Origin of the sequence: Bradyrhizobium sp. LVM 105 (genome assembly GCF_003957705.1) — a bacterium.
In the GTDB taxonomy this organism is placed as follows: domain Bacteria; phylum Pseudomonadota; class Alphaproteobacteria; order Rhizobiales; family Xanthobacteraceae; genus Bradyrhizobium; species Bradyrhizobium frederickii.
Genome location: NZ_QZMV01000001.1, coordinates 132,867 through 152,498, shown reverse-complemented (window position 1 = coordinate 152,498; position 19,632 = coordinate 132,867). Strand labels below are relative to the sequence as shown.

Annotated in this window: 22 protein-coding genes; all 22 read right to left on the bottom strand. The window is 65.8% G+C overall.

Annotated features, from left to right (window positions below; translation table 11 throughout):
- Positions 1-12 precede the first annotated feature (12 nt).
- Complete coding sequence (locus D6B98_RS00735) at positions 13-1,242, bottom strand: flagellar hook protein FlgE (RefSeq protein WP_126255044.1); 1,230 nt, start codon at positions 1,240-1,242, stop codon at positions 13-15.
- A 121-nt stretch (positions 1,243-1,363) separates the two neighbouring features.
- Positions 1,364-1,948: a transglycosylase SLT domain-containing protein gene (locus D6B98_RS00730; RefSeq protein WP_126255043.1), complete on the bottom strand. Its 585-nt coding sequence runs from the start codon at positions 1,946-1,948 to the stop codon at positions 1,364-1,366.
- Entirely contained in the window at positions 1,899-3,239 is a 1,341-nt protein-coding gene (fliK, locus tag D6B98_RS00725; protein ID WP_126255042.1) for a flagellar hook-length control protein FliK, read from the bottom strand. The genes D6B98_RS00730 and fliK overlap by 50 nt, the downstream gene beginning before the upstream one ends.
- Positions 3,236-4,414 (bottom strand): chemotaxis protein, encoded by a 1,179-nt coding sequence (locus tag D6B98_RS00720; protein ID WP_126255041.1) that lies wholly within the window; start codon positions 4,412-4,414, stop codon positions 3,236-3,238. The genes fliK and D6B98_RS00720 overlap by 4 nt, the downstream gene beginning before the upstream one ends.
- Positions 4,411-5,712, bottom strand: a complete 1,302-nt coding sequence (locus tag D6B98_RS00715) for a MotB family protein (protein ID WP_126255040.1) — start codon at positions 5,710-5,712, stop codon at positions 4,411-4,413. The genes D6B98_RS00720 and D6B98_RS00715 overlap by 4 nt, the downstream gene beginning before the upstream one ends.
- Positions 5,713-5,718: 6 nt before the next feature.
- Entirely contained in the window at positions 5,719-6,402 is a 684-nt protein-coding gene (locus D6B98_RS00710; protein WP_126255039.1) for a hypothetical protein, read from the bottom strand.
- Positions 6,399-8,024: a flagellar basal-body MS-ring/collar protein FliF gene (gene fliF / locus D6B98_RS00705; RefSeq protein WP_164718295.1), complete on the bottom strand. Its 1,626-nt coding sequence runs from the start codon at positions 8,022-8,024 to the stop codon at positions 6,399-6,401. The genes D6B98_RS00710 and fliF overlap by 4 nt, the downstream gene beginning before the upstream one ends.
- A 301-nt stretch (positions 8,025-8,325) precedes the next feature.
- Positions 8,326-9,237, bottom strand: a complete 912-nt coding sequence (locus D6B98_RS00700) for a flagellin N-terminal helical domain-containing protein (RefSeq protein WP_126255037.1) — start codon at positions 9,235-9,237, stop codon at positions 8,326-8,328.
- A gap of 266 nt (positions 9,238-9,503) precedes the next feature.
- Positions 9,504-10,409, bottom strand: a complete 906-nt coding sequence (locus tag D6B98_RS00695; protein ID WP_126255036.1) for a flagellin N-terminal helical domain-containing protein — start codon at positions 10,407-10,409, stop codon at positions 9,504-9,506.
- A gap of 242 nt (positions 10,410-10,651) precedes the next feature.
- Positions 10,652-11,392: a flagellar type III secretion system pore protein FliP gene (gene fliP, locus D6B98_RS00690; protein ID WP_126255035.1), complete on the bottom strand. Its 741-nt coding sequence runs from the start codon at positions 11,390-11,392 to the stop codon at positions 10,652-10,654.
- The gene (locus tag D6B98_RS00685; RefSeq protein ID WP_126255034.1) at positions 11,389-11,832 is read right to left on the bottom strand and encodes a flagellar basal body-associated FliL family protein; all 444 of its coding nucleotides are present in this window, start codon (positions 11,830-11,832) and stop codon (positions 11,389-11,391) included. Before D6B98_RS00685 ends, fliP begins: the two co-directional genes overlap by 4 nt.
- Positions 11,833-11,874: 42 nt before the next feature.
- A complete protein-coding gene (gene flgH, locus D6B98_RS00680; RefSeq protein WP_126255033.1) occupies positions 11,875-12,582 on the bottom strand; it encodes a flagellar basal body L-ring protein FlgH in 708 nt (235 codons plus the stop codon).
- Positions 12,583-13,344: a MotE family protein gene (locus tag D6B98_RS00675; RefSeq protein WP_126255032.1), complete on the bottom strand. Its 762-nt coding sequence runs from the start codon at positions 13,342-13,344 to the stop codon at positions 12,583-12,585. It abuts the gene before it with no gap.
- Positions 13,345-13,412: 68 nt separating this feature from the next.
- Positions 13,413-14,543 carry a flagellar basal body P-ring protein FlgI gene (gene flgI / locus D6B98_RS00670; protein WP_126255031.1) on the bottom strand — a complete coding sequence of 377 codons (1,131 nt, stop codon included), beginning with the start codon at positions 14,541-14,543 and terminating at the stop codon, positions 13,413-13,415.
- The gene (gene flgA / locus D6B98_RS00665; protein ID WP_164718294.1) at positions 14,540-15,016 is read right to left on the bottom strand and encodes a flagellar basal body P-ring formation chaperone FlgA; all 477 of its coding nucleotides are present in this window, start codon (positions 15,014-15,016) and stop codon (positions 14,540-14,542) included. Before flgA ends, flgI begins: the two co-directional genes overlap by 4 nt.
- A 13-nt stretch (positions 15,017-15,029) precedes the next feature.
- On the bottom strand, positions 15,030-15,818 hold the full coding sequence (flgG, locus tag D6B98_RS00660) for a flagellar basal-body rod protein FlgG (protein WP_126255029.1): 789 nt from the start codon (positions 15,816-15,818) through the stop codon (positions 15,030-15,032).
- Positions 15,819-15,836: 18 nt separating this feature from the next.
- On the bottom strand, positions 15,837-16,166 hold the full coding sequence (gene fliE / locus D6B98_RS00655; RefSeq protein ID WP_126255028.1) for a flagellar hook-basal body complex protein FliE: 330 nt from the start codon (positions 16,164-16,166) through the stop codon (positions 15,837-15,839).
- 2 nt (positions 16,167-16,168) lie between these two features.
- Entirely contained in the window at positions 16,169-16,585 is a 417-nt protein-coding gene (flgC, locus tag D6B98_RS00650) for a flagellar basal body rod protein FlgC (RefSeq protein ID WP_126255027.1), read from the bottom strand.
- Positions 16,586-16,596: 11 nt separating this feature from the next.
- Complete coding sequence (gene flgB, locus D6B98_RS00645) at positions 16,597-16,998, bottom strand: flagellar basal body rod protein FlgB (RefSeq protein ID WP_126255026.1); 402 nt, start codon at positions 16,996-16,998, stop codon at positions 16,597-16,599.
- A 64-nt stretch (positions 16,999-17,062) separates the two neighbouring features.
- Positions 17,063-18,151: a flagellar biosynthesis protein FlhB gene (gene flhB / locus D6B98_RS00640; RefSeq protein ID WP_126255025.1), complete on the bottom strand. Its 1,089-nt coding sequence runs from the start codon at positions 18,149-18,151 to the stop codon at positions 17,063-17,065.
- A gap of 13 nt (positions 18,152-18,164) precedes the next feature.
- Positions 18,165-19,205, bottom strand: coding sequence for a flagellar motor switch protein FliG (locus D6B98_RS00635; protein ID WP_126255024.1), 1,041 nt, complete (start codon positions 19,203-19,205; stop codon positions 18,165-18,167).
- Between the two features lie 2 nt (positions 19,206-19,207).
- A complete protein-coding gene (gene fliN, locus D6B98_RS00630) occupies positions 19,208-19,597 on the bottom strand; it encodes a flagellar motor switch protein FliN (RefSeq protein WP_126255023.1) in 390 nt (129 codons plus the stop codon).
- Between the last annotated feature and the right edge of the window lie 35 nt (positions 19,598-19,632).

Here is a 19,632-nt window from a genome sequence, read left to right as displayed (position 1 = left end):
GCGCTGAATTGTTCAGCGCTTCAGGTTGACGACGACGTCGAGCAGGTCGGCGCCGGTCTGGAACGATTTCGAGTTCGCGGTGAAGCCGCGCTGGGCCTCGATCATCGAGGTCAGCTCGTCCGCGAGATCGACGTTGGAATCTTCCAGCGCGCCGGACTTGACGGTGCCGAGACCGCCCTGGCCGGCGAGGCCGACCTGCACGTTTCCGGACTCGAGGTTGGGCGAATAGACGTTGCCGACCTCGGGTGTCAGATGGTCCGGGCTCGGCACGGTGGCGAGGGCGATCTGGAAGCTCGGCAGCGTGGTGCCGTTCTTGAGCACGGCGGTGACGACACCCTTGTCGTCGATATTCACCTTCTCCACGGCGGACGGAGCGTTGCCGTCGACCGTCGCCTTGAAGTCGAAGGAGGCAGCGACCTGGGTCATCGCCGACAGATCGATATTGAAGGCCGCGGAACCGCCGGGGATCGCGACCGTGAGCGACGTCGGGCTCGCCGCGGCCAGCTTGCCCTTGCCGGTCGCAGAGACGTCGAAGGTGAACGTGGTCGCGGGGCCGGCCGTCGTCAGCGCGGTGGCGCCGTTGTAGACCTGGATATCCCAGGTATTGGCGCCCGTCTTGGCGGCGTAGACGTCGAGCGTCACGGCGTTGCCGATGTTGTCGTAGGTCACCATCGACGTCTTCGACGTGTAATTGGCGGGTCCTGCCGGCGCCGCGATCGCGGTGGCGCTCGGATCGAGATTGGCGGCCACGGTCGCCTTGGTCGACGGTGCGGCCTGGAGCGCCATCTGGTTGACGTTGATGACCTGGAGACCGCCGAAGCCGTTGGCGGCGACGTTGGGCACGGCGCCGTTCGCGATGTTATAGCCCATCAGCTGGAAGCCGGCGGTGTTGACGAGGTTGCCGGTGTTGTCGGGCACGAACGCGCCGGCGCGGGTGAGGAAGTTGTTTCCGTTCGCGTCCTGCACCACGAAGAAGCCGTTGCCCTGGACCGCGAGATCCGTCGTCGACGTCGTGAAGTGGTAGTTGCCGGGGTCGGAGATGGCGTAGCGGACCGTGGTCTCGACCGCGCCGGAATCGTAATTGCCCGAGCCGCTCTTCAGGATCAGCGAGGAGAACTCGGTGGAAGCCCGCTTGTAACCAGTCGTGTTGACGTTGGCAATGTTGTCCGAGACCGTCGACAGCTTGTTGGACTGCGCGTTCATCCCGGAAACGCCGGTGCGCATAACACCATACAGGCTCATGAAAGGAGGCTCCTTTGGTAGGTTGCAGCTACAATGCGGGGTCTTGCTTGCGCGGGGCTGATGATTGCGAGCGATGCACAACTTGTCGTCGTGCCGTCACTTGTTGCTTCAGGCCGTCATGTCAGGTCGCTTTCGGCTGACAGAACGAGCGGGCCTTGTCTGTCCAGGCACCGAAGCCGCTGGAGACGAGATGCGCGACGATGTGGCAGACATAGCGCTTCTGCGCCGGCTGATTGTTGGGACCGGCATTGTAGCGCGCGACCGCCATGGTCCAGCTGCCCTCGCGCTGCTTCAGCTCTTTCAGGAAACGCGCGGCGTAGTCGACGTTTCTGGCGGGATCGAACATCGTCCGCACCGAAGCGAACTTGTCGCCGTGATAATAATGGTTGATCTGCATGCAGCCGAGATCGATCAGCTTGATCCCCTTGCTCCGCATCGCCTCGAAATTCGCCATCGCGTCGTTCATGTCCTTGGCAAAGACAGTCTGGCCGTCGGCCCCGAGCGCGAAGGGATGCAGCGCGCCGCGCCGCCCGGTCTCAGTGAGGCCGACCGCATAGAGAATGCCGAGCGGAATCCCGTGCTGCTGAGCCGCGCGCGCCATCTCGCGCTCGCAGGGGCGCGCGTTGTCGGTCGCCGCCGCTGCCGCGGCGCCAGCGTTACAGATAAACAGGGCCGCGGCGATTCTGCTGGCCCAATTCCTGGTCATGAGGCGTCTCCTGGTTGGACTGGCGCTCCTGCCGGGCCTGTCTGGCGCCACCGTCGGACTGCCCCGACGACGTGCCGGCACCGTCGAACGTTCCTTGCGACTGCGACGAGGGTTGTTGCTGGCTGGAGAGCTGCGGCTGCGACTGGCCGGAGCCGCTCTGAAATCCGTCCAGCGAACCGTGCTGGACCGGCGCGACGTCGGCCACATAACCTGCCGACTGCATGAGATCGCGGATCTGGTCGCGCTGCTGGTCCAGCATCTGACTGGTGTCCCTGCGCTCGGCCGCGAGATGGACGGACACTTCGGTGCCGACGAGACGAAGGCGCACGGTGACGTTGCCGAGCGCGGGCGGCTCCAGATTGATGGTCAGGATCTTGAGCGGCTGATCCGGCGCATTGGTCTGGGACGCCGCGAGATCGGGCGCTGCCGGCGCCGTCGGAGCAGCGGAATCCTTCAGCTCGGCGACGACCGCATTGGCGACCTGCTGCGGGGCGTTGAATTGCGCCGGGGGCAGATGGGTCTCCTGCTGGACCACGGTGACCTTGGTCGTCTCGGGCAGTGCGTCACGCCCGGCAGTCTTGGCAGCGCGCTCGACATTGGCCGTGACCGCCTCGAAGCCGGATGCCGCGGGCATTGCGCGCGACGGTTCACTATCCTGTGCAGGCAAGGATTGCGGCGCGGCCGTCGCTTGCGACGCCGCTGCCTGCGAGCGCGTGGCGGTCGGAGCGTCGCCGGACAGGGCGTTATCGGCGGCCACCGCCTTCGCCGTACCTTGAACCTCGCGCTTCGTCGCGGGGGACCGCTCGTCGGGCGCGGGCGCGTTCCTGTCGGCGGATTGCCATTGCATCTGCGGCTTCACGACAGGCGCGGCGGCGATCTCCTGTGCGACCGCCACGGCAATGCCCGACTGGTCCTGAACCTCCGCCCTGGCGGCATGATCGTCCGGCCGTTGTTTCACCGACGGCCTGTCGGCCTTCTTGTCGGAGGACTCCTCTGCGGGCCTTGGTCGCTCGGGCGCCGCCATGAGCTCGTGCGCCGTAGCTTCCTTCTCCTTCTCGGTCGGATGAGTCAGGCGCGCGCGCAGGGGCCCTGCCTTCGCGGCCGTGTCGCTGCCGCCGTCATTCAGAGCCTGCTTGGCGAGGTTCGAAACGGTGTGAAGCAGATCGTTGAACGAGGCGCTTGCCTGCGATTTGGCGCCGGCGCTCTTTGCCGCCCGCGATGTCCCGCGCATGTTGAGGCTCTCGGCGAGGCCTGAAAAAAGCTGTCCGGATGTTCCACTGAGCTTGGTCATGGACGGCGGTCCCTGGTGAGGAGTTCGAGTTCGCCGAGCTGCTTCTGCGCGCGCGCGAGCGTCACGGTCGATGACGCCAGATCGAGACGCGCCGGCGTTGCCGGAGGCTTGTCGGCAGCAATGGCCGCTCCGCCCGGGAACGGCTTGCGCACGTCGAGCGCGAGCTGCACCGTGGCATTCAGAAGCGGGACGTCGCGCTCGGGCAGCTTCGACCGGTCGAGGGCCTTCAGCTCGGCGAGACCACCGTCATATTCGTCGGTGAGCGCACGCGCGGCGCCGCGGAAGAAATGCGCCCGCTCGCGATCGGCAGAGGCGTCGTCGCTCAGCGTCAGCGCCCGCTCGCCGGCAAGCCGCGTCACGGCCAGCTGCCCGCGCACCATCGCCGCGCGCGCGATCACGAGATAGAGCTTGAGGCGGCTCGCGCGCTCGATCTTCTCCAGCATGGCTGCGATCCGTGCGAAGCGGCGCTCGTCGAGCGCCAGGCTCGATTGCGTCAGGCCGGTGGAGAAGCGCTGCCAGAAATCACCGGCATAGATCGAGTTGCGGTAGTGGCGGAGATAGGCCAGGGTCAGGAACTCGAACTTGTCGAAGTCCTCCGCTTGCCCGACCAGCAGGATCTCGCGCCGCAGCGCCGCCTCCTCCACCAGCGTTCCGGGCAGAAGCAGGCGCGCGTCGTCCAGCCGCTCGATCGCGAATGATGCCTCGGCACGCGCGAACAATGCGCCCTGGACCAGCGCGACCTGTCCGCCCAGGCCCGAGGGAATCGTCCGCGGCTTGACGTCCTTGAGCAGCTCCCGCGCCTCCTCCTGACGCCCCTCGACATAGGCGAGCGCACCATTGAACAGCCGCTCGTCCACGTTCATCTTGTCGCGCGGCAGCTTGCGGACGATTTGCGGCGCACCGCCGCTGAGCAGGTAGATCACCACGGCCTGGCTGTTCTGCGGATTGGCCCACACGCCGGGATCGGCGGCGAGAAACTTCTCTCCAATCTGGCGGATCAGCGCGACGTGGCTGCCATGCGCCGCGGTGTCGCCGTTGGCGATGCCGTCCTGCACCGCCTGCAGCGCGCGGACCAGTTCATAGGGCTCGCCCGGCTGGCGCGCGGGCTGAGCCCGCAGGTTCGCCGCCGTGAACGGCAGGAGCAGCAGAGCGGCGCAAAGCAGCGGCCTGATCAAGGGCGCTTCTCACGGACGAGGATCTCGATCCGGCGATTCTGCGCGGCCGCGGGATCGTTCGGAAGCTTCGGCCGCCGATCGGCGTAACCTTCGACATGCTCGATCCGCTGTGCGTCGACGCCGGAGCGAACCAGCATGTAATAGGCCATCTGCGCGCGGGCGGTCGACAGCCGCCAATTGTCGTAAGTCTCCGAGCGATACGGCCGATTGTCGGTATGGCCGCGGACGATGATCATGCCCTGCCGCTTCGTCAGCAACGGCCCGATCTTGTCGATCACGCGGATGAGCTCGGGCCGCGGCTCGGCCGAGCCGACCGCGAACATGCCGAAGCTCGCATCGTCGGTCAGGCTGATCAGGAGGCCCTCCTCGACCTGACGCACCTCGGCCGCCGGTCCTGCGCCCGCCTTGATGTCCGACAGCGCGTCCGCGATCGCGGACTGAAGCTGCTTGAGGGTCGGCTGCTGGATCTGGGCCGCATCGCGCGGCTCGGTTTCCTTCACCGTCTCGCTCTGACGCGCTTGCGCGGCAGCGTTGGCTTGAACGGTGGTTTGGGCGCTGCCCTCGCGTGGGGATTGCGCCGGCGCGGGCCCCGGGGGCAGCAGGGGCAACAGGCTTGCGGACGTGGCGTCCGCGCTGGAAGCCGCGCTTCCGCCGGCATCGTTCGCCTTGGCCCGACGTCCGGGCTGCTCGCCCTGATTGGTGGCGGACGCGGAGGCATTCGGCTTGGTCTCGCTCTCGATCATGCGATCCGCGTCTCTGGAGGCTTGCGGCGCCAGCTTCCAATAGCCGGGGTCAAACGGATCGCGGTAGGCGTCGCCGCCCTTGAGGCCATCCTCTTCGGCGGACGTCAGCGCGCCGGCACGCCGCTGGCCCGAGGCCTGGTTCGCGCTGCTCGCGATCTCGGCGAGCGTCGCGTAGGGATCGCGGAACAGCACCTTCTCTTCATAGAAGGGCGGCTTCTCCGCGGTCGGGGAATCGCCGCGGCGTTCTTCGCTCGGACCGGCCGGCTGACGCTTGCCGTCCTGCCCTTCGAACGACGACGGCTCCTTCTTGGAAAGATCCTTGAGGCCTTTCGGGGCAGGCGCGTTCTCCGCAAGCTTGATCGGGTTGAAATAGCTCGCGACCACCTGCTTCTGGTCCTGGTTGAGCGCGTTGAGCAGCCACATGACCAGGAAGAAAGCCATCATCGCGGTCATGAAGTCCGCATAGGCGATCTTCCATACGCCACCGTGATGCGCCTCCTCGGCGAAGGCGCTGCGCCGGCGGACGATCACGATCTCATGCTTGACCTCTTCCATGTCGGGTTACCGGCGCGCTGCCTTCAGGCGTTCGTTCCAGACCGAGATCTGCGTCTCGATCACGGTCTGGTCCGCCACGACACGAACCTCGAGCGCCTCGGCCGCCTCGTACTCAATGCCGATCCGCCTGGACCCCTCGAGCTGCGTCTTCACGAGGTCGAGCAGCTCGCTTGGGCCGGTGACCTTGAACGCCGGCGCGGACGAGTTGCCCGTGAGCACCGCGATCTGCTCGACCAGCGATCCGATCGCCTTGTCGCGGACCGCGTCGGCGAGGAACGGCAGCAGGATCCGCGCAACCGAGCTTGCGATGTTGGTCTCGATCTCGCGGCAAGCCGCCTCGAAGCCGCTGACGATTGCGACCGCCTGCTGGTCGGACCATTTGGCACGCTCCTCGCCGAGCCGGATCGCGCTACGGACGCGCTCCTCGGCGAGCCTGGCGTCGCCTTCCGCAACGCCGGCCGCATGGCCGCGCCGATAGGCGTCGTCCAGCAGATTGGCCGGCGGGGCTTCCGCCTTCAGCGCCGGCTGGGACGCAGGCTGCGGCTGAGCCTGAAGCTGCGGCTGAGGTTCGCGCACGGCCTCCTTCGGCCTGGTCAACAGGTCCTGGCTCCTGGGCGGCGGAGGCGGTGGTGATTTGGCCCGGCCGTTCGCGTCGAACTGGGTCAGGAGCTTTCCGATCGCCGCGTTCATGCCGCCTCCTCGCGCCGCATCCAGTCTTTAAGGATCGCGGCCGCCTGCGCCTGATCGAGCCGAACGATCTGCTCCAGCCGCTTCTGCGGCGTACGCTGCATCTTGCCTTCGAGGTCCTCGACGAGGTTGAGCTCGGGATCCTGACTTTCGGCCAGCGCCAGGGCGGCGGCGGTTTCGAGCTCCGCGGCCTCGGCGGCCTCCACCTGCTCCTGCTCTGCGCGATGGGTCAGAATGCCGTTGACCGCCGGCCGCAATCCGAACCAGACCAGCATCGACGCAACGGCCAGGATCGTCACCGCGTTGATGACGCTGCCGAGCTGCTTGTTGATCATCTCGACGAAGCTGATCGGGGGCACCGGCGCCAGTTCGCGCGAGCCCTCGATGAAGTCGACGGCCGTCACCTGGATCTGGTCGCCGCGCTGTTTGTCCAGCCCGCCGGCCGTCGCCGCGAGCTGGCTGATCTCGGCGAGCTTGCTGTCGACGATGGCCTGGTTGGTCTTGTCGCCGAGATCGGCGACCAGCCGCGCGCGATTGACCAGGACGGCGATGAAGAGCTTCTTCACCGAATAGCCGTCGCTCACCGTGGTCGTGGTCTTGGACGAGACCTCGAAATTGGTGACGTCCTCGCGGCGGGTCTTGTCCTCGCTGGAGTTTTTGCCGCCGCCGGCGTTCACCTGCTGATCGGGGAGGTTCTGCTGCACCGTGGTCGGCGTCGAACGATCGGCATTCTGCGACGATTCCTTCTCGCGCACGTTCCGCACCGAACGCTCGGCGCGGCTCTCCGGATCGTAGACGGTCTCGTTGATCTGCTTCTTGTCGGTGGAGAGCTGCGGCGCGACGCTGACTTCGAAATTGTCGAGGCCCAGATACGGCGTCAGCGCCTTGCGGATGTTCTCCTGCACCATGCCGCCGACCGTCTTCTGAAGGCTCGCCATCTTGGTCGGCGCGGCGCTGGCCTCGTCCTCTTCGGCGAGCAGCATCGAGCCGTCGGCATCCAGCACCGTCACCTTGTCGCGGCTCATGCCTGGAATGGCGGCGGCGACGAGATGACGGATCGACTGCGCCGTGCGCGCCTCGATCGCGCCGTCGGTGCGCAGCACGACCGAGGCCGAAGGCGGCTGCTGCGTCGCGCGGAACGAGCCGCGCACCGGCAGCACGATATGCACCCGCGCCGCCTTGACGCCCTTCATCAGCTGCACCGTGCGTGCGATCTCGCCTTCCAGCGCGCGGAGCTTGGTGACCTCCTGCATGAACGAGGTGAGGCCGAGCGAGCCGATCTTGTCGAACAACTCGTAGCCGGAATTGGCGCTGGTCGGCAGCCCCTTCTCGGCGAGCAGCATCCGCGCCTGCATGGTCTGGCTCGGACGCACCGACAGCGCGTCTCCGGCCGTATTGACGTCGAAGGTGATGTTCTGCTCGCGTAGCGCCGCGCCCATGCGCGTCACGTCCTCGCGGGTAAGGCCAGTATAGAGCGTCTCGAATTCAGGCCGGCTCAGATAGTACGCCCCGCCGACGACGGTGACGAGAACGGCGAAGCCGATCAATCCCAAGGCCATCAGGCGTCGTGGCCCAAGCTCCAGCAGATTGTTGAGCAGTTGCTGTATCTGCGCACGACTGAGCATATGACCTCGTACCAATGCGAACGGAGAGGACACTCCGCTGCCAACCTTGTCTGAAGGTTGCGCGCGGACATGACGGTGTCAGTTCGCAGGCACGGCGTTGCAAATTTACAAAGCGGGAGGACGGCAATCAGCCGGCGGAACGCGCGAAGCCCCGGGCGCATCATGGTGCGATCGGTTGTGGCGCGCGATATGAGATCTGGGGTCGGGTCGATTGCGAGCACGACATGTGCCGCCATATATTCGCCGGTCACGGCGGGGACCGTGCTCCCCGAGGGAGCACGGTCGTTTTCGAAACCGCCGCTTAGCCGCGGAACAGCGACAGGATGCTCTGGCTGTTCTGGTTGGCGATCGAGAGCGCCTGAACGCCGAGCTGCTGCTGGGTCTGCAGCGCCTGGAGCCGGGTCGATTCCGCGTTCATGTCGGCGTCGACGAGCTGGCCGATACCGCGATCCACCGAGTCCATCAGCGACTTCACGAACTCCGAGTTGTTCGAGATGCGGTTCTTGATGGCGCCGAGGTTGGCGGCGGACTGGCTGACCGTGTTGATCGCGGCGGTGACCTGCGCGATGTAGCCGTCGAGGACGGTCTGGTCGGCCGCCGAGTCGGTCAGCGCACCGATGTTGATTGTGTCGACCGACGCGCTGCCGGTCACCGTGTCCAGGATACCGGCCGTGGTCGAGGTATAGAGCGAGTAGTTGGCAACCGTCACCGTGATGGTGTTGATTGTGGGCGTGCCGCCGACGCGCGAGAACGACGACACCAGGTTGACCGTCGCCGGGGTGGTGGCGTTGGTGCTCAGCCAGTTCACGCCGTTGAACGTCGCCGCGTTGGCCACGTTCTTCATGTCCTGCTGGATCTGGGTGATTTCAGCCTGGATCTTGGTGCGGTCGATACCGGCGGTCTTGGCTTCGACCAGCAGCGCCTGGAGCTTGGTCAGGCCGGAATTCTGGTCGCCGATGACCTTGTTGAGCGCGGTGTACTCGGTGTCGACGGTCGCGGCCGACAGACCGAGCGAGTCGGAGACGGCGGAGAGCGCGGCGTTGTCGGCGCGCATCGAGGTCGCGATCGACCAATAGGCCGAGTTGTCCGAAGCGGTCGAAACGCGCTGGCCGGTGGAGATGCGGTTTTCGGTCGTCTGCAGGCTGGCGCTGACATTCCGGAGGGTCTGGAGCGCAGTCATTGCAGCGGAGTTGGTAAGCAGGCTGGAAGCCATCTTTGATGTCCCTTTGAAAGCAGATTGGATTTTGGGACATACCGGGCTTGCACCGGTACGACAGGGCGGCATCATGCCTTTGGGCTGCGGAATTGCGCATGAACCCAACCCGTCGTAGCGGCCAGACTAGCCGGCGAAGCTTGCGCGGGGCTTGTGGCGCCGTGATCTCTCTGCAACAGGGCAGCCGGAATCATGGCGCGGCGTCGCGCCAAACGAAAGGGCCGCGCTTCGTAGGAAGCGCGGCCCCTCCGCAGAGCGTCTGGGACTTAGCGGAACAGCGACAGGATGCTCTGGCTGTTGTTGTTGGCGATCGACAGCGCCTGAACGCCGAGCTGCTGCTGGACCTGGAGAGCCGCGAGGCGCGTCGACTCCTGGTTCATGTCGGCGTCGACGAGCTGGCCGATACCGCGATCCACCGAGTCCATCAGCGACTTCACGAACTCCGAGTTGTTCGAGATGCGGTTCTTGATGGCGCCGAGGCTGGCGGCGCCCGAAGCGACCGTACCGATCGCTGCGGTGACCTGCGCGATGTAGCCGTCGAGCGTGGTCTGGTCGGCCGCCGAGTCGGTCAGCGCACCGATGTTGATGGTGTCGACCGACGCGCTGCCGGTCACCGTGTCCAGGATACCGCTCGTGCTCGAGGTGTAGAGCGAGTAATTGGCGACGGTCACCGTGATCGAGCTGGTGGTCGGCGTGGCGCCGACGCGCGAGAACGACGACACCAGATTGACGGTCGCCGGGGTGGAAGCGTTCGTGCTCAGCCAGTTGACGCCGTTGAAGGTCGCCGAGCCGGCCACGTTCTTCATGTCCTGCTGGATCTGGGTGATTTCCGACTGGATCTTGCTGCGGTCGATACCGGCGGTCTTGGCTTCGACCAGCAGCGCCTGGAGCTTGGTCAGGCCGGAATTGCTGTCGCCGAGCACCTTGTTCAGCGCGGTGTACTCGGTGTCGACGGTGGCGGCCGACAGACCGAGCGAGTCGGAGACGGCGGAGAGCGCGGCGTTGTCGGCGCGCATCGAGGTCGCGATCGACCAGTAGGCGGCGTTGTCCGAGGCGGTCGCCACGCGCTGGCCGGTGGAGATCCGGTTCTGCGTGGTGGAGAGTTGCGAGCTGACAGACCGAAGGGTCTGGAGCGCGGTCATGGCGGACGAGTTCGTGAGCAGGCTTGACATTGCGAATGTCCCTTTATGTGCGCGTTACATTTTCATCAGGGGACATACCGGGCTTGCACCGGTACAGAGGGGCGGCATCATGCCTTTGGACTGATGTGGGTGAGGTCCAACCCGCCGTGACGCCTTGCTAGCACGCCGAATCTTGCCGCCGGATTAAGGGCGGCTTGAATTCAGCAGCAATATCATATGGTTAATATTACTTTCCGCTAACCATAACGAGCCGGCCGGCGATCGCCCGCGGTTTATGAGAAGGAGCGTACCAGCCCCGAGGCGAGCAGATTCCAGCCGTCGATCAGCACGAAGAACAGCATCTTGAACGGCAGCGCGAGGATCGTCGGCGGCATCATCATCATGCCCATCGACATGGTCAGCGTCGCCACGATCATGTCGATCACCAGGAACGGCAGGATGATGAGGAATCCGATCTCGAACGAACGCCTCAGCTCGGAGATCATGAAGGCCGGGATGATGACGCGCAAATCGACGCGCTTGTCGTCGAACTTCTTGCGGAAGCTCTCCGCGGCGAGCGACTCGAAGGTCTGCAGATCCTTGTCGCGGACGTGGGCCAGCATGAACTCGCGGAACGGATCCGTGATCTTCAGATAGGCCTGCTCTTCCGAGATCTCGTTCTTCATCAGCGGCTGGACGCCGGTCTCCCAGGCCCGGTCGAAGGTCGGCGCCATCACGTAGAAGGTCATGAACAGCGCGAGGCTGATCAGCACCAGATTGGCCGGCGTGGTCTGCAGGCCGAGCCCGGCGCGCAGGAACGACAGCGCCACCGCAAATCGCGTGAAGCTCGTCACCATGATGAGCAGCCCCGGCGCCACCGATAGCACCGTGATCAGGGCCATCAGCTGGATGATCCGGCCGCTGGTCGAGCCGTTCCCGGGCGGCAGCAGCGAGTTGAGGTCCGGGATCTGGGCGAGCGCCACTTCGGGCAGAACGACCATGATCAGCGCCAGCAGCAGGACTTTCACTCTCACTGGATCACCAACGTCTCAATGATCAATTCGCGGACCTTGCCCGACGAGCGGATGGCGGCGCGCTCGGTCAGGTCGTCGCGCAGATGCTGAAGCCCGCGCGATCCCTCGAACTGCGCCACCGACGCGGACCGCAAGTAGGTGACGATGTCCTCGCTGATATGGGCGGCCAGGATGCCGGCGTCCTCGTCGCTCATGCTCTCGGTCACCATGGAGGCTTCGATGCGGGCCCAATTATTCGCCGGCGCGGCGAGGTTGGTCACGATCGGAGACAATTTCCTGAGCCGTGCGCTGGCGGCGTAGCTCGACGCGACCGGCGGCGGGGTCGCGCTCTTCTTCGCGTCGGCGACGCGCTCGGCGGCCGCAAACAGGTGCAGTCCGGCCAGCGCGCCCGCACCGATCGCGACCAGGGTCAGCACCACGATGGCCGCAATCAGGCGCATGACGTCCCCTGCCCTGGCGACACGGCCAGACCGGCGCGCACTTCAGAATGGTGCCACGGCGTCATAGATCCGATGTCCCCATCCAGGCTGCTGCACGTCGGACAGATTTCCGCGACCGCCATAGGACACGCGCGCCTCGGCGATCTTGTCGTAGGAGATCGTATTGGCCCGCGAGATGTCGCGCGGGCGCACGATGCCGCCGACGTTGAGCACGCGCATCTCGGTGTTGACGCGAAACTCCTGCGAGCCGCTGATCATCATATTGCCGTTCGGCAGCACGTCGGTGACGATGGCGGCGATCGAGAGCTTGATGTCCTCGGTGCGGTCGATCTGGCCATTACCCTTGATTTGGGTGTTGGCGCTGAGATTGGCGTTGGCTGAACCCGTGTCGTTCCATCCGGCGATGTCCATCAGCCAGTCGAGCCCGAACTTGACCTGCGAATCGCGCGAGCGGCCGGTCTTGTTGTCGAGCTTGGCCTTGTCCTGCATCGAGATGATCACCGTGACCACGTCGCCGGTGCGCCGGGCGCGGGGATCGCGGTAGAGATCGGTGCCGTCGTCCCAGGTCGAGCGATAGCTGACGGGCGTGCGCATGCGCGGCGTCACCGGGATCGGATCGGCCTGGGTCCTCAGGCCGCTGCCGACCGGCGACATTTGCGGCCCGGTCAGGACTTCGGACGGATCATGGAAGCATCCGCCCAGGAGCACCGAGCCCAGGATGAGCGGGAGGATGAGGATCGGCTTCTTCATCTATTTGGTCTTTCCGTCATCCACGCGGCGCATTCCGCCCAGCAGGTCGGCGAGGTGCGCCGCGCGCGCCGTCTCCATCTCGTTGAAGATTGCGCTCGAGCTCCTCGGGCTGAGCTTGGCAAGCACGGCGGCGGCGGTCTCGTCCGCCATGCCGGCGATCTGGGTCGCGGCGGCTTCGGGCTTCATGCGCGAATAGATCTCGACGACGCTCGCTTCGGCCTTCTTCAGGAAGTCGTCGCGCAGCGCCATCCACTTTTCATATTCGGCACGCTTGGCCTCGACCTCGGCGATCCGCTCGCGGAGCAGGCTCTCGGCCTTCTCCAATTCCTTGAGCTGCCAGGCCAGCCTCGCATCGACGGCCGGATCGGCAACGTTGCTGCAGAACAGGGCGACCTCATTGTCCGCGGACGCCGCGGCCTGCGGCGGCGCGGGCTTCGGCGGCGCCGTGACGCTGCCGGGCTTGGCCGGCCGCGCCGGCGTGGGTGCGGGCGCAGGCGGCTCCGAAGCGGGCATCGCGCCGGTGGTTGCGGGCCCCGAATCTTCGGCCGCCCATGCGGTCGCCCGGATCGACGCATTGTCGCCTGGCACCGCCGCGACCGGCTGCGGCTTCTGCGGTCCGGACGCGCGGCCGCGCGCGAAGGAGAGCAGGTTGAGCGGCTTGGAGGGCCTGGCCTCGTCCAGGGCACGCACCGGCGACGCGCTCGCCAGCATCGATGCCGCGACCAGCAGGAGGAGTGTGGCTTTGTGATCCAGCTTCAGCATCGGGCGGTGCGCGATTCTCGCTTTCAGACCCGAGCATTGAGCGACCAAGCTTGCACGACGCTTATGCATCATTGCACGATGACGTCGGCCTGGAGCGCGCCAGCGGTCTTGATCGCCTGGAGGATCGCAATGATGCCGGACGGCTTCAGGCCGATCTGGTTCAGCCCGCGCACCAGGCGCTGCAGGTCGACACCGCTGAGGATCGCCACCTGCGACCCGGCCTCGTTGGCCTCGACCATGGTCTGCGGGACCACCACCGTCTGGCCTCGCGAGAACGGCGCCGGCTGCGACACCACGGGCATCTCGGTGACACGGACCGTGAGATTGCCGTGCGTCACTGCAACGGTCGAGATCCGCACGTCGCGCCCGATCACCACCGTGCCGGTGCGCTCGTTGATCACCACCCGTGCCGGCGTGTCCGGCTCGACCGTGAGCTCGCCGATCTCGGCGAGGAACCGCACCGGGCCGATGTGGCGCGGCTTCGACAGCACGATGGTGCGGTAGTCGCGCTCGAAGGCGATCTGGGCGCGGTAGCGACCGCCGGCGTAGCGGTTGATGGCGTCGAGGATGCGCGTTGCGGTGATGAAGTCGGGGTTCTTCAGCTCCAGCACCAGGAACTCCATCTCGCGGAGACTTCCCTGCACCTCTCGTTCGACCAGCGCACCGTTCGGGATGCGCCCGGCCGTCGGCGTGCCCTGGCTGACATTCTGCGCCTGGCCTCCGACGCTGTAACCGGCGACCGTGATCGCGCCCTGCGCCACCGCGTAGACGGCGCCGTCCGCCGCGCGCAGCGACGTCATGACCAGCGTGCCGCCGAGCAGCGAGGTCGCATCGCCGAGCGACGACACGGTGACGTCCATGCGCTCACCCGGCCCGATCGAGGGCGGCAGGTCCGCAGTCACCATCACGGCCGCGACGTTGCGCGTGCGCAGCGTGGTCGGACGCGGGGGATTGGTGGTGCTCGTGGTCTCGTTCCTGACGTTGATGCCCATGTTCTCGAGCATCGATTGCAGGGATTGCTCCGTGAAGGGCGCGTTGCGAAGCGTGTCGCCGGTGCCGTTGAGGCCGATGACGAGGCCGTAGCCGACGATCTGGTTTTCGCGCAGACCCTTGATGTCCGCGATGTCCTTGATGCGGACGGCGGCATCGGCGCCGGCGGCCGAAAGCAGCAGGACGAGCGCGAGCAGAAGCCTGGTCATGAGCCGTCCACGACCTTGACGGTGCCGTCCGGCTGGACGATGCCCCTGATGATCACGCCGGTATCGGTATTGCGCACCGGGATGAGCGCGCCGGCCGCACCCGACTGCATCGCCGAGCCGTAGGTGACGATCGACAGGCCGCTGTCTTCCACCACGACCTTGACCATGGCGCCGCGGGCGACGGTCCAGGGATCTTCCACCGCGTTGCTGGGAATGGGCTGGCCCGGCAACAGCGCGCGCCGCGCCATGCGGCCGACCAGGACCTGGCGCCCTTCGATGAACATGGCAACGCCGAGCAGGCTCGGCGCGAAGGCGCGCTCGGTGATCATGTCGTCCCGGATCAGCTCGCCGGCGCGGATCGCAACCGCAGGCACGGGAAGCCGCTTCTCCTCGGCCACCGCGAGGCGCACTGGAGCCAGAATCAGCAGCGCGACGGCCAACCCGCGCACGATCAGGCCCATCCTGTTCAACATCGAGACCCCGGACCTAGCGCATGCCCTTCGAGACCGTCTGGGCCATTTCATCCGAGGCCTGGATGACCTTGGCATTCATTTCATAGGCGCGCTGCGCCGAGATCAGCTCGGTGATTTCCTTGACCGGATCGACGTTCGAGGCTTCGAGATATTTCTGGTTGATCTTGCCGTAGCCGGCATCGCCCGGCAGCCCGACCACCGGCGTGCCCGACGCCGTCGTCTCCTTGTAGAGATTGCTGCCCAGCGGCTCGAGGCCCGCTTCGTTGGCGAAATTGGCAAGGTTGAGCTGGCCGATCTGGCGCGGGTTCACCTCCGTGTCGAGCTTGGCAAACACCTGGCCGGTGGCGTTGACCGTGACCTCGACGGTTCCCTGCGGCACCGTGATCGCCGGATCCAGGAGGTAGCCGTCGATCGTAACGAGCTGGCCGTTGGCATTGGTGTTGAACGAACCCGCACGGGTGTATTGCACCTCGTTGTTGGGGCCGAGCACCTGAAACCAGCCGCGGCCGTTGATCGCCATGTCGTACGGATTTCCGGTCTGCGTCAGCGCGCCCTGGATGTGCAGCTTGCGGATCGCCGCCGACTTGACGCCGAGGCCGAGATTGGCGCCTTCCGGAATCGGCGAGGAGCCGTTGACGTTGGCCACGCCCTGCATGCGGTCCATCTGGTAGAACAGATCGGTGAATTCCGCCCGCGCCCGCTTGTACGACGTCGAGTTGATGTTGGCGATGTTGTTCGCGATGACTTCGATGTTGGTCTGCTGGGCGTTCATGCCCGTGGCCGCAATGGCGAGCGATTTCACTTAACCCACTCCTTCAGATCAAATCGACATCCGAACGACTTCCTGGTAGGCCTGCACGACCTTGTCGCGAACCGCGACCGCCGTCTGCAGTGCCTGCTCCGCCGACATCAGCGCTTCGACGACGCGCCGCGTCGATTCCTTGCCCTGCATCGCCGAGATCGATGCCGCCTCGCCCGCCTTCAGCGTTCCGATCGCGTCGGTCGTCACCTGCTTCATCACCGATTCGAAGCCGACATCGTCACCGGACTGGATCGCCGTCGTTGCCGCGGGCGCGATCGCCTGCGTCTCGGTCGCGCGGGACGCCGCCTGTCCTGCGGAGACCGCCGTGGATGAAATCGCCTCAAGCATTGTCAGCTCCTCAAGAGGTCAATGGTCATGCCGAGCATCGACCTGACCTGTTTCACGACCTGGAGATTGGCTTCATAGGACCGGTTGACTTCGCGCATGTCGGCCATCTCGATCATCATGTTGACGTTCGGCAGCTTGACGTAGCCGGCCTTGTCGGCCCCGGGATGCCCGGGGTCGTACTCGACGCGGTACGGCGTGGTGTCGACGCCGATCTCCTTGACCTTCGCGAGCTGCGCGCCCGAGGCGCGGTCCATCGCGGCATCGAAGGTGATGGTCTTGCGCTGATAGGGATCGGCCCCGGCCGTCCGCCCCGTCGAGGTCGCGTTGGCGAGATTCTCCGAGACGATGCGCATGCGCGTCGACTGCGCTTCGAGCCCGGAGCTCGCGACCGTCAGCGAGGCGCTCAGTGAGTCCAGCATGTCAGTTCACCTCAGGCCTTTGCGCTCGACAGGACCATGCGGTGGAACGACCGCACGATCGCCGAATTCATCGAATAGTCGCGATTGACGTCGCTGCCCTTGATCATTTCCTGCTCGAGGCTGACGGAATTGCCGGAGTGAACCACTTCCCAGCTGTCCTTCTTCGCGGTCGCGCGCGTGTCGGTCTCGGCTGCGGACAATTGTAGGTGCGACGGCGACGTCGTGGCGAGCCTCACCGGCATGCCGTCGAGCACCTTGTTGAAGGGCTCGACGTCGCGCGCCTTGAAGCCCGGCGTGTTGGCGTTGGCGACGTTGGTTGCGATGGTCGACTGGCGGAGCTCGAGGTGGCGCGCCTGCGACGATGCGAGTTCGAAGAGATAAAGCGGTCCCACGACAGCCCCGTTCTGGTCCATTCGGGAGAAGCCTAGGGCGTTAAGCTTTCGTCAAGCTGTTGGGCCGGACGTCATCCTCGGAATTCTACTGGACCTTCTCGGTGCGCGGCGGCGTCTGCTTCGACTGAAGGAAGTAGATGATCTCGGCGACGGGTCGGAAGAATTCGGCCGGAATCACCTGATCGACCTGGACCGCTTCGTAGAGCGCGCGCGCCAGCGCCTTGTTCTCGATGACCGGAATCCGGTTCTGCTCGGCGACCGCGCGGATCTTCAGCGCGATCACGTCCATGCCCTTGGCCACCACGAGCGGCGCGGGATTTTCCTCGCGGTTGTAGCGCAGCGCGATCGCGAAGTGCGTCGGATTTGCGATCACCAGCGTCGCGCGCGCAGCGGAGGCGATCATCCGCTGCCGCGAGCGGTCGCGCGCCAGCGAGCGCAGGCGGGCCTTGATCAGCGGATCGCCCTCGGCCTGCTTGTGCTCGTCCTTGATCTCCTGCTTGGTCATGCGCAGCTCGCGCCGCCAGTGGAAACGCGCCCAGGCGAGATCGATCGCGACCAGGACGATGGTCGCGATGCAGATCGCCGAAACGATCCGCATCGCGATGTTGAGGATCATCTCCGGCAGCGCGACCGGATCGGTGTACATGGCCTCGAACGCCTTCGCCTCCGAGGAGCGCAGCACGAAGACGACCACGGAGCTCACCGCGGCCAGCTTGAACAGCGACTTGGCGAACTCGACGAGCCCTCGCGTTCCGAAGATCCGGCTCCAGCCACTGACCGGCGAGATTCGCGACAATTCGGGCTTGATGCGCTCCAGCACGAATCGCGGCGCATTCTGCAGCAGCTGGGAGGCGAGCCCGAATACCATGAGGATGACAACCAGCGGCACCAGGAAGCGCAGCGCCTGGAGGCCGACCACGGTGAGCAGGTTCTGCGCGTCCGCGCCGGTGGCGAGCGGGAAGCCTTCGGGATCGTCCAGCAGGCTCTTCAGCGTCGGCGTCAATTGCTGCACGCCCTGGCCGATCAGGAACGCCTGGATGACCATCAGCGCGGCCATCGAGGCGAAAATGGAGGCCTCCCGAGAGACCGGGATCTTGCCCTGTTCGAGCGCGTCACGGACTTTCTTCTCGGTCGGTTCTTCTGTCTTGCTGTCCTGATCGGATGTTTCTGCCATGCCCGTTCAGCGGTCAGCGGAAGACCAGCTCATCCTCCTGCTCCGGGTTGAGCTCGATTTCGCCCTTCTCCGCGAGGTCGAGCGCGAGATCGGTGATGACGCGCCGCGCCTCCAGCACGTCGCGCTGGTTCGACGGCTCGCCGATGGCGAGCTCGTGCTCGACGACGCGGCGCACGCGCGATGCGACCGAGGACAGGATCAGTTCGCGGAAATGCTTGTCGGTTCCCTTCAGGGCGACGACGATGCGATCGGTCGGCACCTGGTCGAAGATCATGGTGCGCGCCTTCGGCGTCAGGTTGGTCACGTCGTCGAAGGTGAACAGCAGCTCCTTCAGGACCTCGGCCGACTTCGGCCGTTTTTCCGACAGGCTCTTCAGCATGTCCTCGATGTGGCCGCGCTCCATCTTGTTGATGATGTCGGCGACGCGGGCGTAAGTGTCGGCGCCGAGGTTGCGGGCGAAGTTCAGCGTCAGGTCCTCGTGCAGCGTCTTCTCGAGCACCCTCATGGCGTCGTCGACGATCGGCTTGAGGCTCAGCACGCGCCGCATCAATTCGTTGCGCAGGCTCGAGGGCAGCTGGCTCATGACCTTGGCGGCACAGGCCGGCTTGACCTTGGACAGGATCAGCGCCGCGGTCTGCGGATGCTCCTTGGACAGGTAGCTCGCGAGCGAGTTTTCAGACACCGACGAGACGCGGTCCCACACCGACCGGCTCGAATTGCCGAGCAGGTCGGACATGATCTGCGAGACCTGATCGGCCGGAAGCACGTCACCGAGCACGGCCTCGAGACCGCCGAGCGTGCCGAGGATGTTGGCGCCCATCGAGAACTGCTGGGCGAACTCCTCGACGATCCCCTCGAGCTCCTGCGCCGTGATCGGCCGCAGCTCTGCTGCAGCCTTGGTGACGATGCGGATCTCCTGCGGCTCGAACTGCTGAAGCACGCTCGCGGCCGCCTGCCGGCCCATCGCCAGGAGGAGCGCCGCGACCTTTTCCGTTCCGCCCAGCGTGGCAACGCCTCGCTGCTTGATGGGGGCAATGCCGACCTGTGCCGCCATGGTCAGCTATCACCCTGCCCCAGCGGTCCGACGATCTCCGTGAGCGAGACGCCGAAGCGGGAATTGTCCTCTTCGACGACGACGACCTCGCCGCGGGCGACGATGCGGCCGTTGACGACGACGTCGACGGGCTCGCCGACCCGGTGGTCGAGCGGAACGACCGCGCCGCGACCGAGCTTCATCAGGTTCGCGACCGGAATGGTCGCCGATCCCAGCACCACCTGCATGGTGACCGGAATGCGCAGGATGGCATCGACATTGGCGAACTTGCCGCTCTCCTCCGCCGTGCGCGCGGCGATCTCCGCCAGCCGCTCCAGCGGGCTCGTGTCGACATGCCCCTCCTCGGAGGCAGGTGCTCGCGTGGCAGTGTCATAGTCGAAGGATTGCGCCATGGTATCGCCTCTTGGTATGTCCACTCCCGGAGCGC

Excerpts from the sequence above, each read along its gene's own strand:
- D6B98_RS00735 (WP_126255044.1), bottom strand. The coding sequence starts at position 1,242 with ATGAGCCTGTATGGTGTTATGCGCACCGGCGTTTCCGGGATGAACGCG.
- D6B98_RS00730 (WP_126255043.1), bottom strand. The coding sequence starts at position 1,948 with ATGACCAGGAATTGGGCCAGCAGAATCGCCGCGGCCCTGTTTATCTGT.
- fliK (WP_126255042.1), bottom strand. The coding sequence starts at position 3,239 with ATGACCAAGCTCAGTGGAACATCCGGACAGCTTTTTTCAGGCCTCGCC.
- D6B98_RS00715 (WP_126255040.1), bottom strand. The coding sequence starts at position 5,712 with ATGGAAGAGGTCAAGCATGAGATCGTGATCGTCCGCCGGCGCAGCGCC.
- D6B98_RS00710 (WP_126255039.1), bottom strand. The coding sequence starts at position 6,402 with ATGAACGCGGCGATCGGAAAGCTCCTGACCCAGTTCGACGCGAACGGC.
- fliF (WP_164718295.1), bottom strand. The coding sequence starts at position 8,024 with ATGCTCAGTCGTGCGCAGATACAGCAACTGCTCAACAATCTGCTGGAG.
- D6B98_RS00700 (WP_126255037.1), bottom strand. The coding sequence starts at position 9,237 with ATGGCTTCCAGCCTGCTTACCAACTCCGCTGCAATGACTGCGCTCCAG.
- D6B98_RS00695 (WP_126255036.1), bottom strand. The coding sequence starts at position 10,409 with ATGTCAAGCCTGCTCACGAACTCGTCCGCCATGACCGCGCTCCAGACC.
- D6B98_RS00685 (WP_126255034.1), bottom strand. The coding sequence starts at position 11,832 with ATGCGCCTGATTGCGGCCATCGTGGTGCTGACCCTGGTCGCGATCGGT.
- flgH (WP_126255033.1), bottom strand. The coding sequence starts at position 12,582 with ATGAAGAAGCCGATCCTCATCCTCCCGCTCATCCTGGGCTCGGTGCTC.
- D6B98_RS00675 (WP_126255032.1), bottom strand. The coding sequence starts at position 13,344 with ATGCTGAAGCTGGATCACAAAGCCACACTCCTCCTGCTGGTCGCGGCA.
- flgI (WP_126255031.1), bottom strand. The coding sequence starts at position 14,543 with ATGACCAGGCTTCTGCTCGCGCTCGTCCTGCTGCTTTCGGCCGCCGGC.
- flgA (WP_164718294.1), bottom strand. The coding sequence starts at position 15,016 with ATGTTGAACAGGATGGGCCTGATCGTGCGCGGGTTGGCCGTCGCGCTG.
- fliE (WP_126255028.1), bottom strand. The coding sequence starts at position 16,166 with ATGCTTGAGGCGATTTCATCCACGGCGGTCTCCGCAGGACAGGCGGCG.
- flgC (WP_126255027.1), bottom strand. The coding sequence starts at position 16,585 with ATGCTGGACTCACTGAGCGCCTCGCTGACGGTCGCGAGCTCCGGGCTC.
- flgB (WP_126255026.1), bottom strand. The coding sequence starts at position 16,998 with ATGGACCAGAACGGGGCTGTCGTGGGACCGCTTTATCTCTTCGAACTC.
- flhB (WP_126255025.1), bottom strand. The coding sequence starts at position 18,151 with ATGGCAGAAACATCCGATCAGGACAGCAAGACAGAAGAACCGACCGAG.
- D6B98_RS00635 (WP_126255024.1), bottom strand. The coding sequence starts at position 19,205 with ATGGCGGCACAGGTCGGCATTGCCCCCATCAAGCAGCGAGGCGTTGCC.
- fliN (WP_126255023.1), bottom strand. The coding sequence starts at position 19,597 with ATGGCGCAATCCTTCGACTATGACACTGCCACGCGAGCACCTGCCTCC.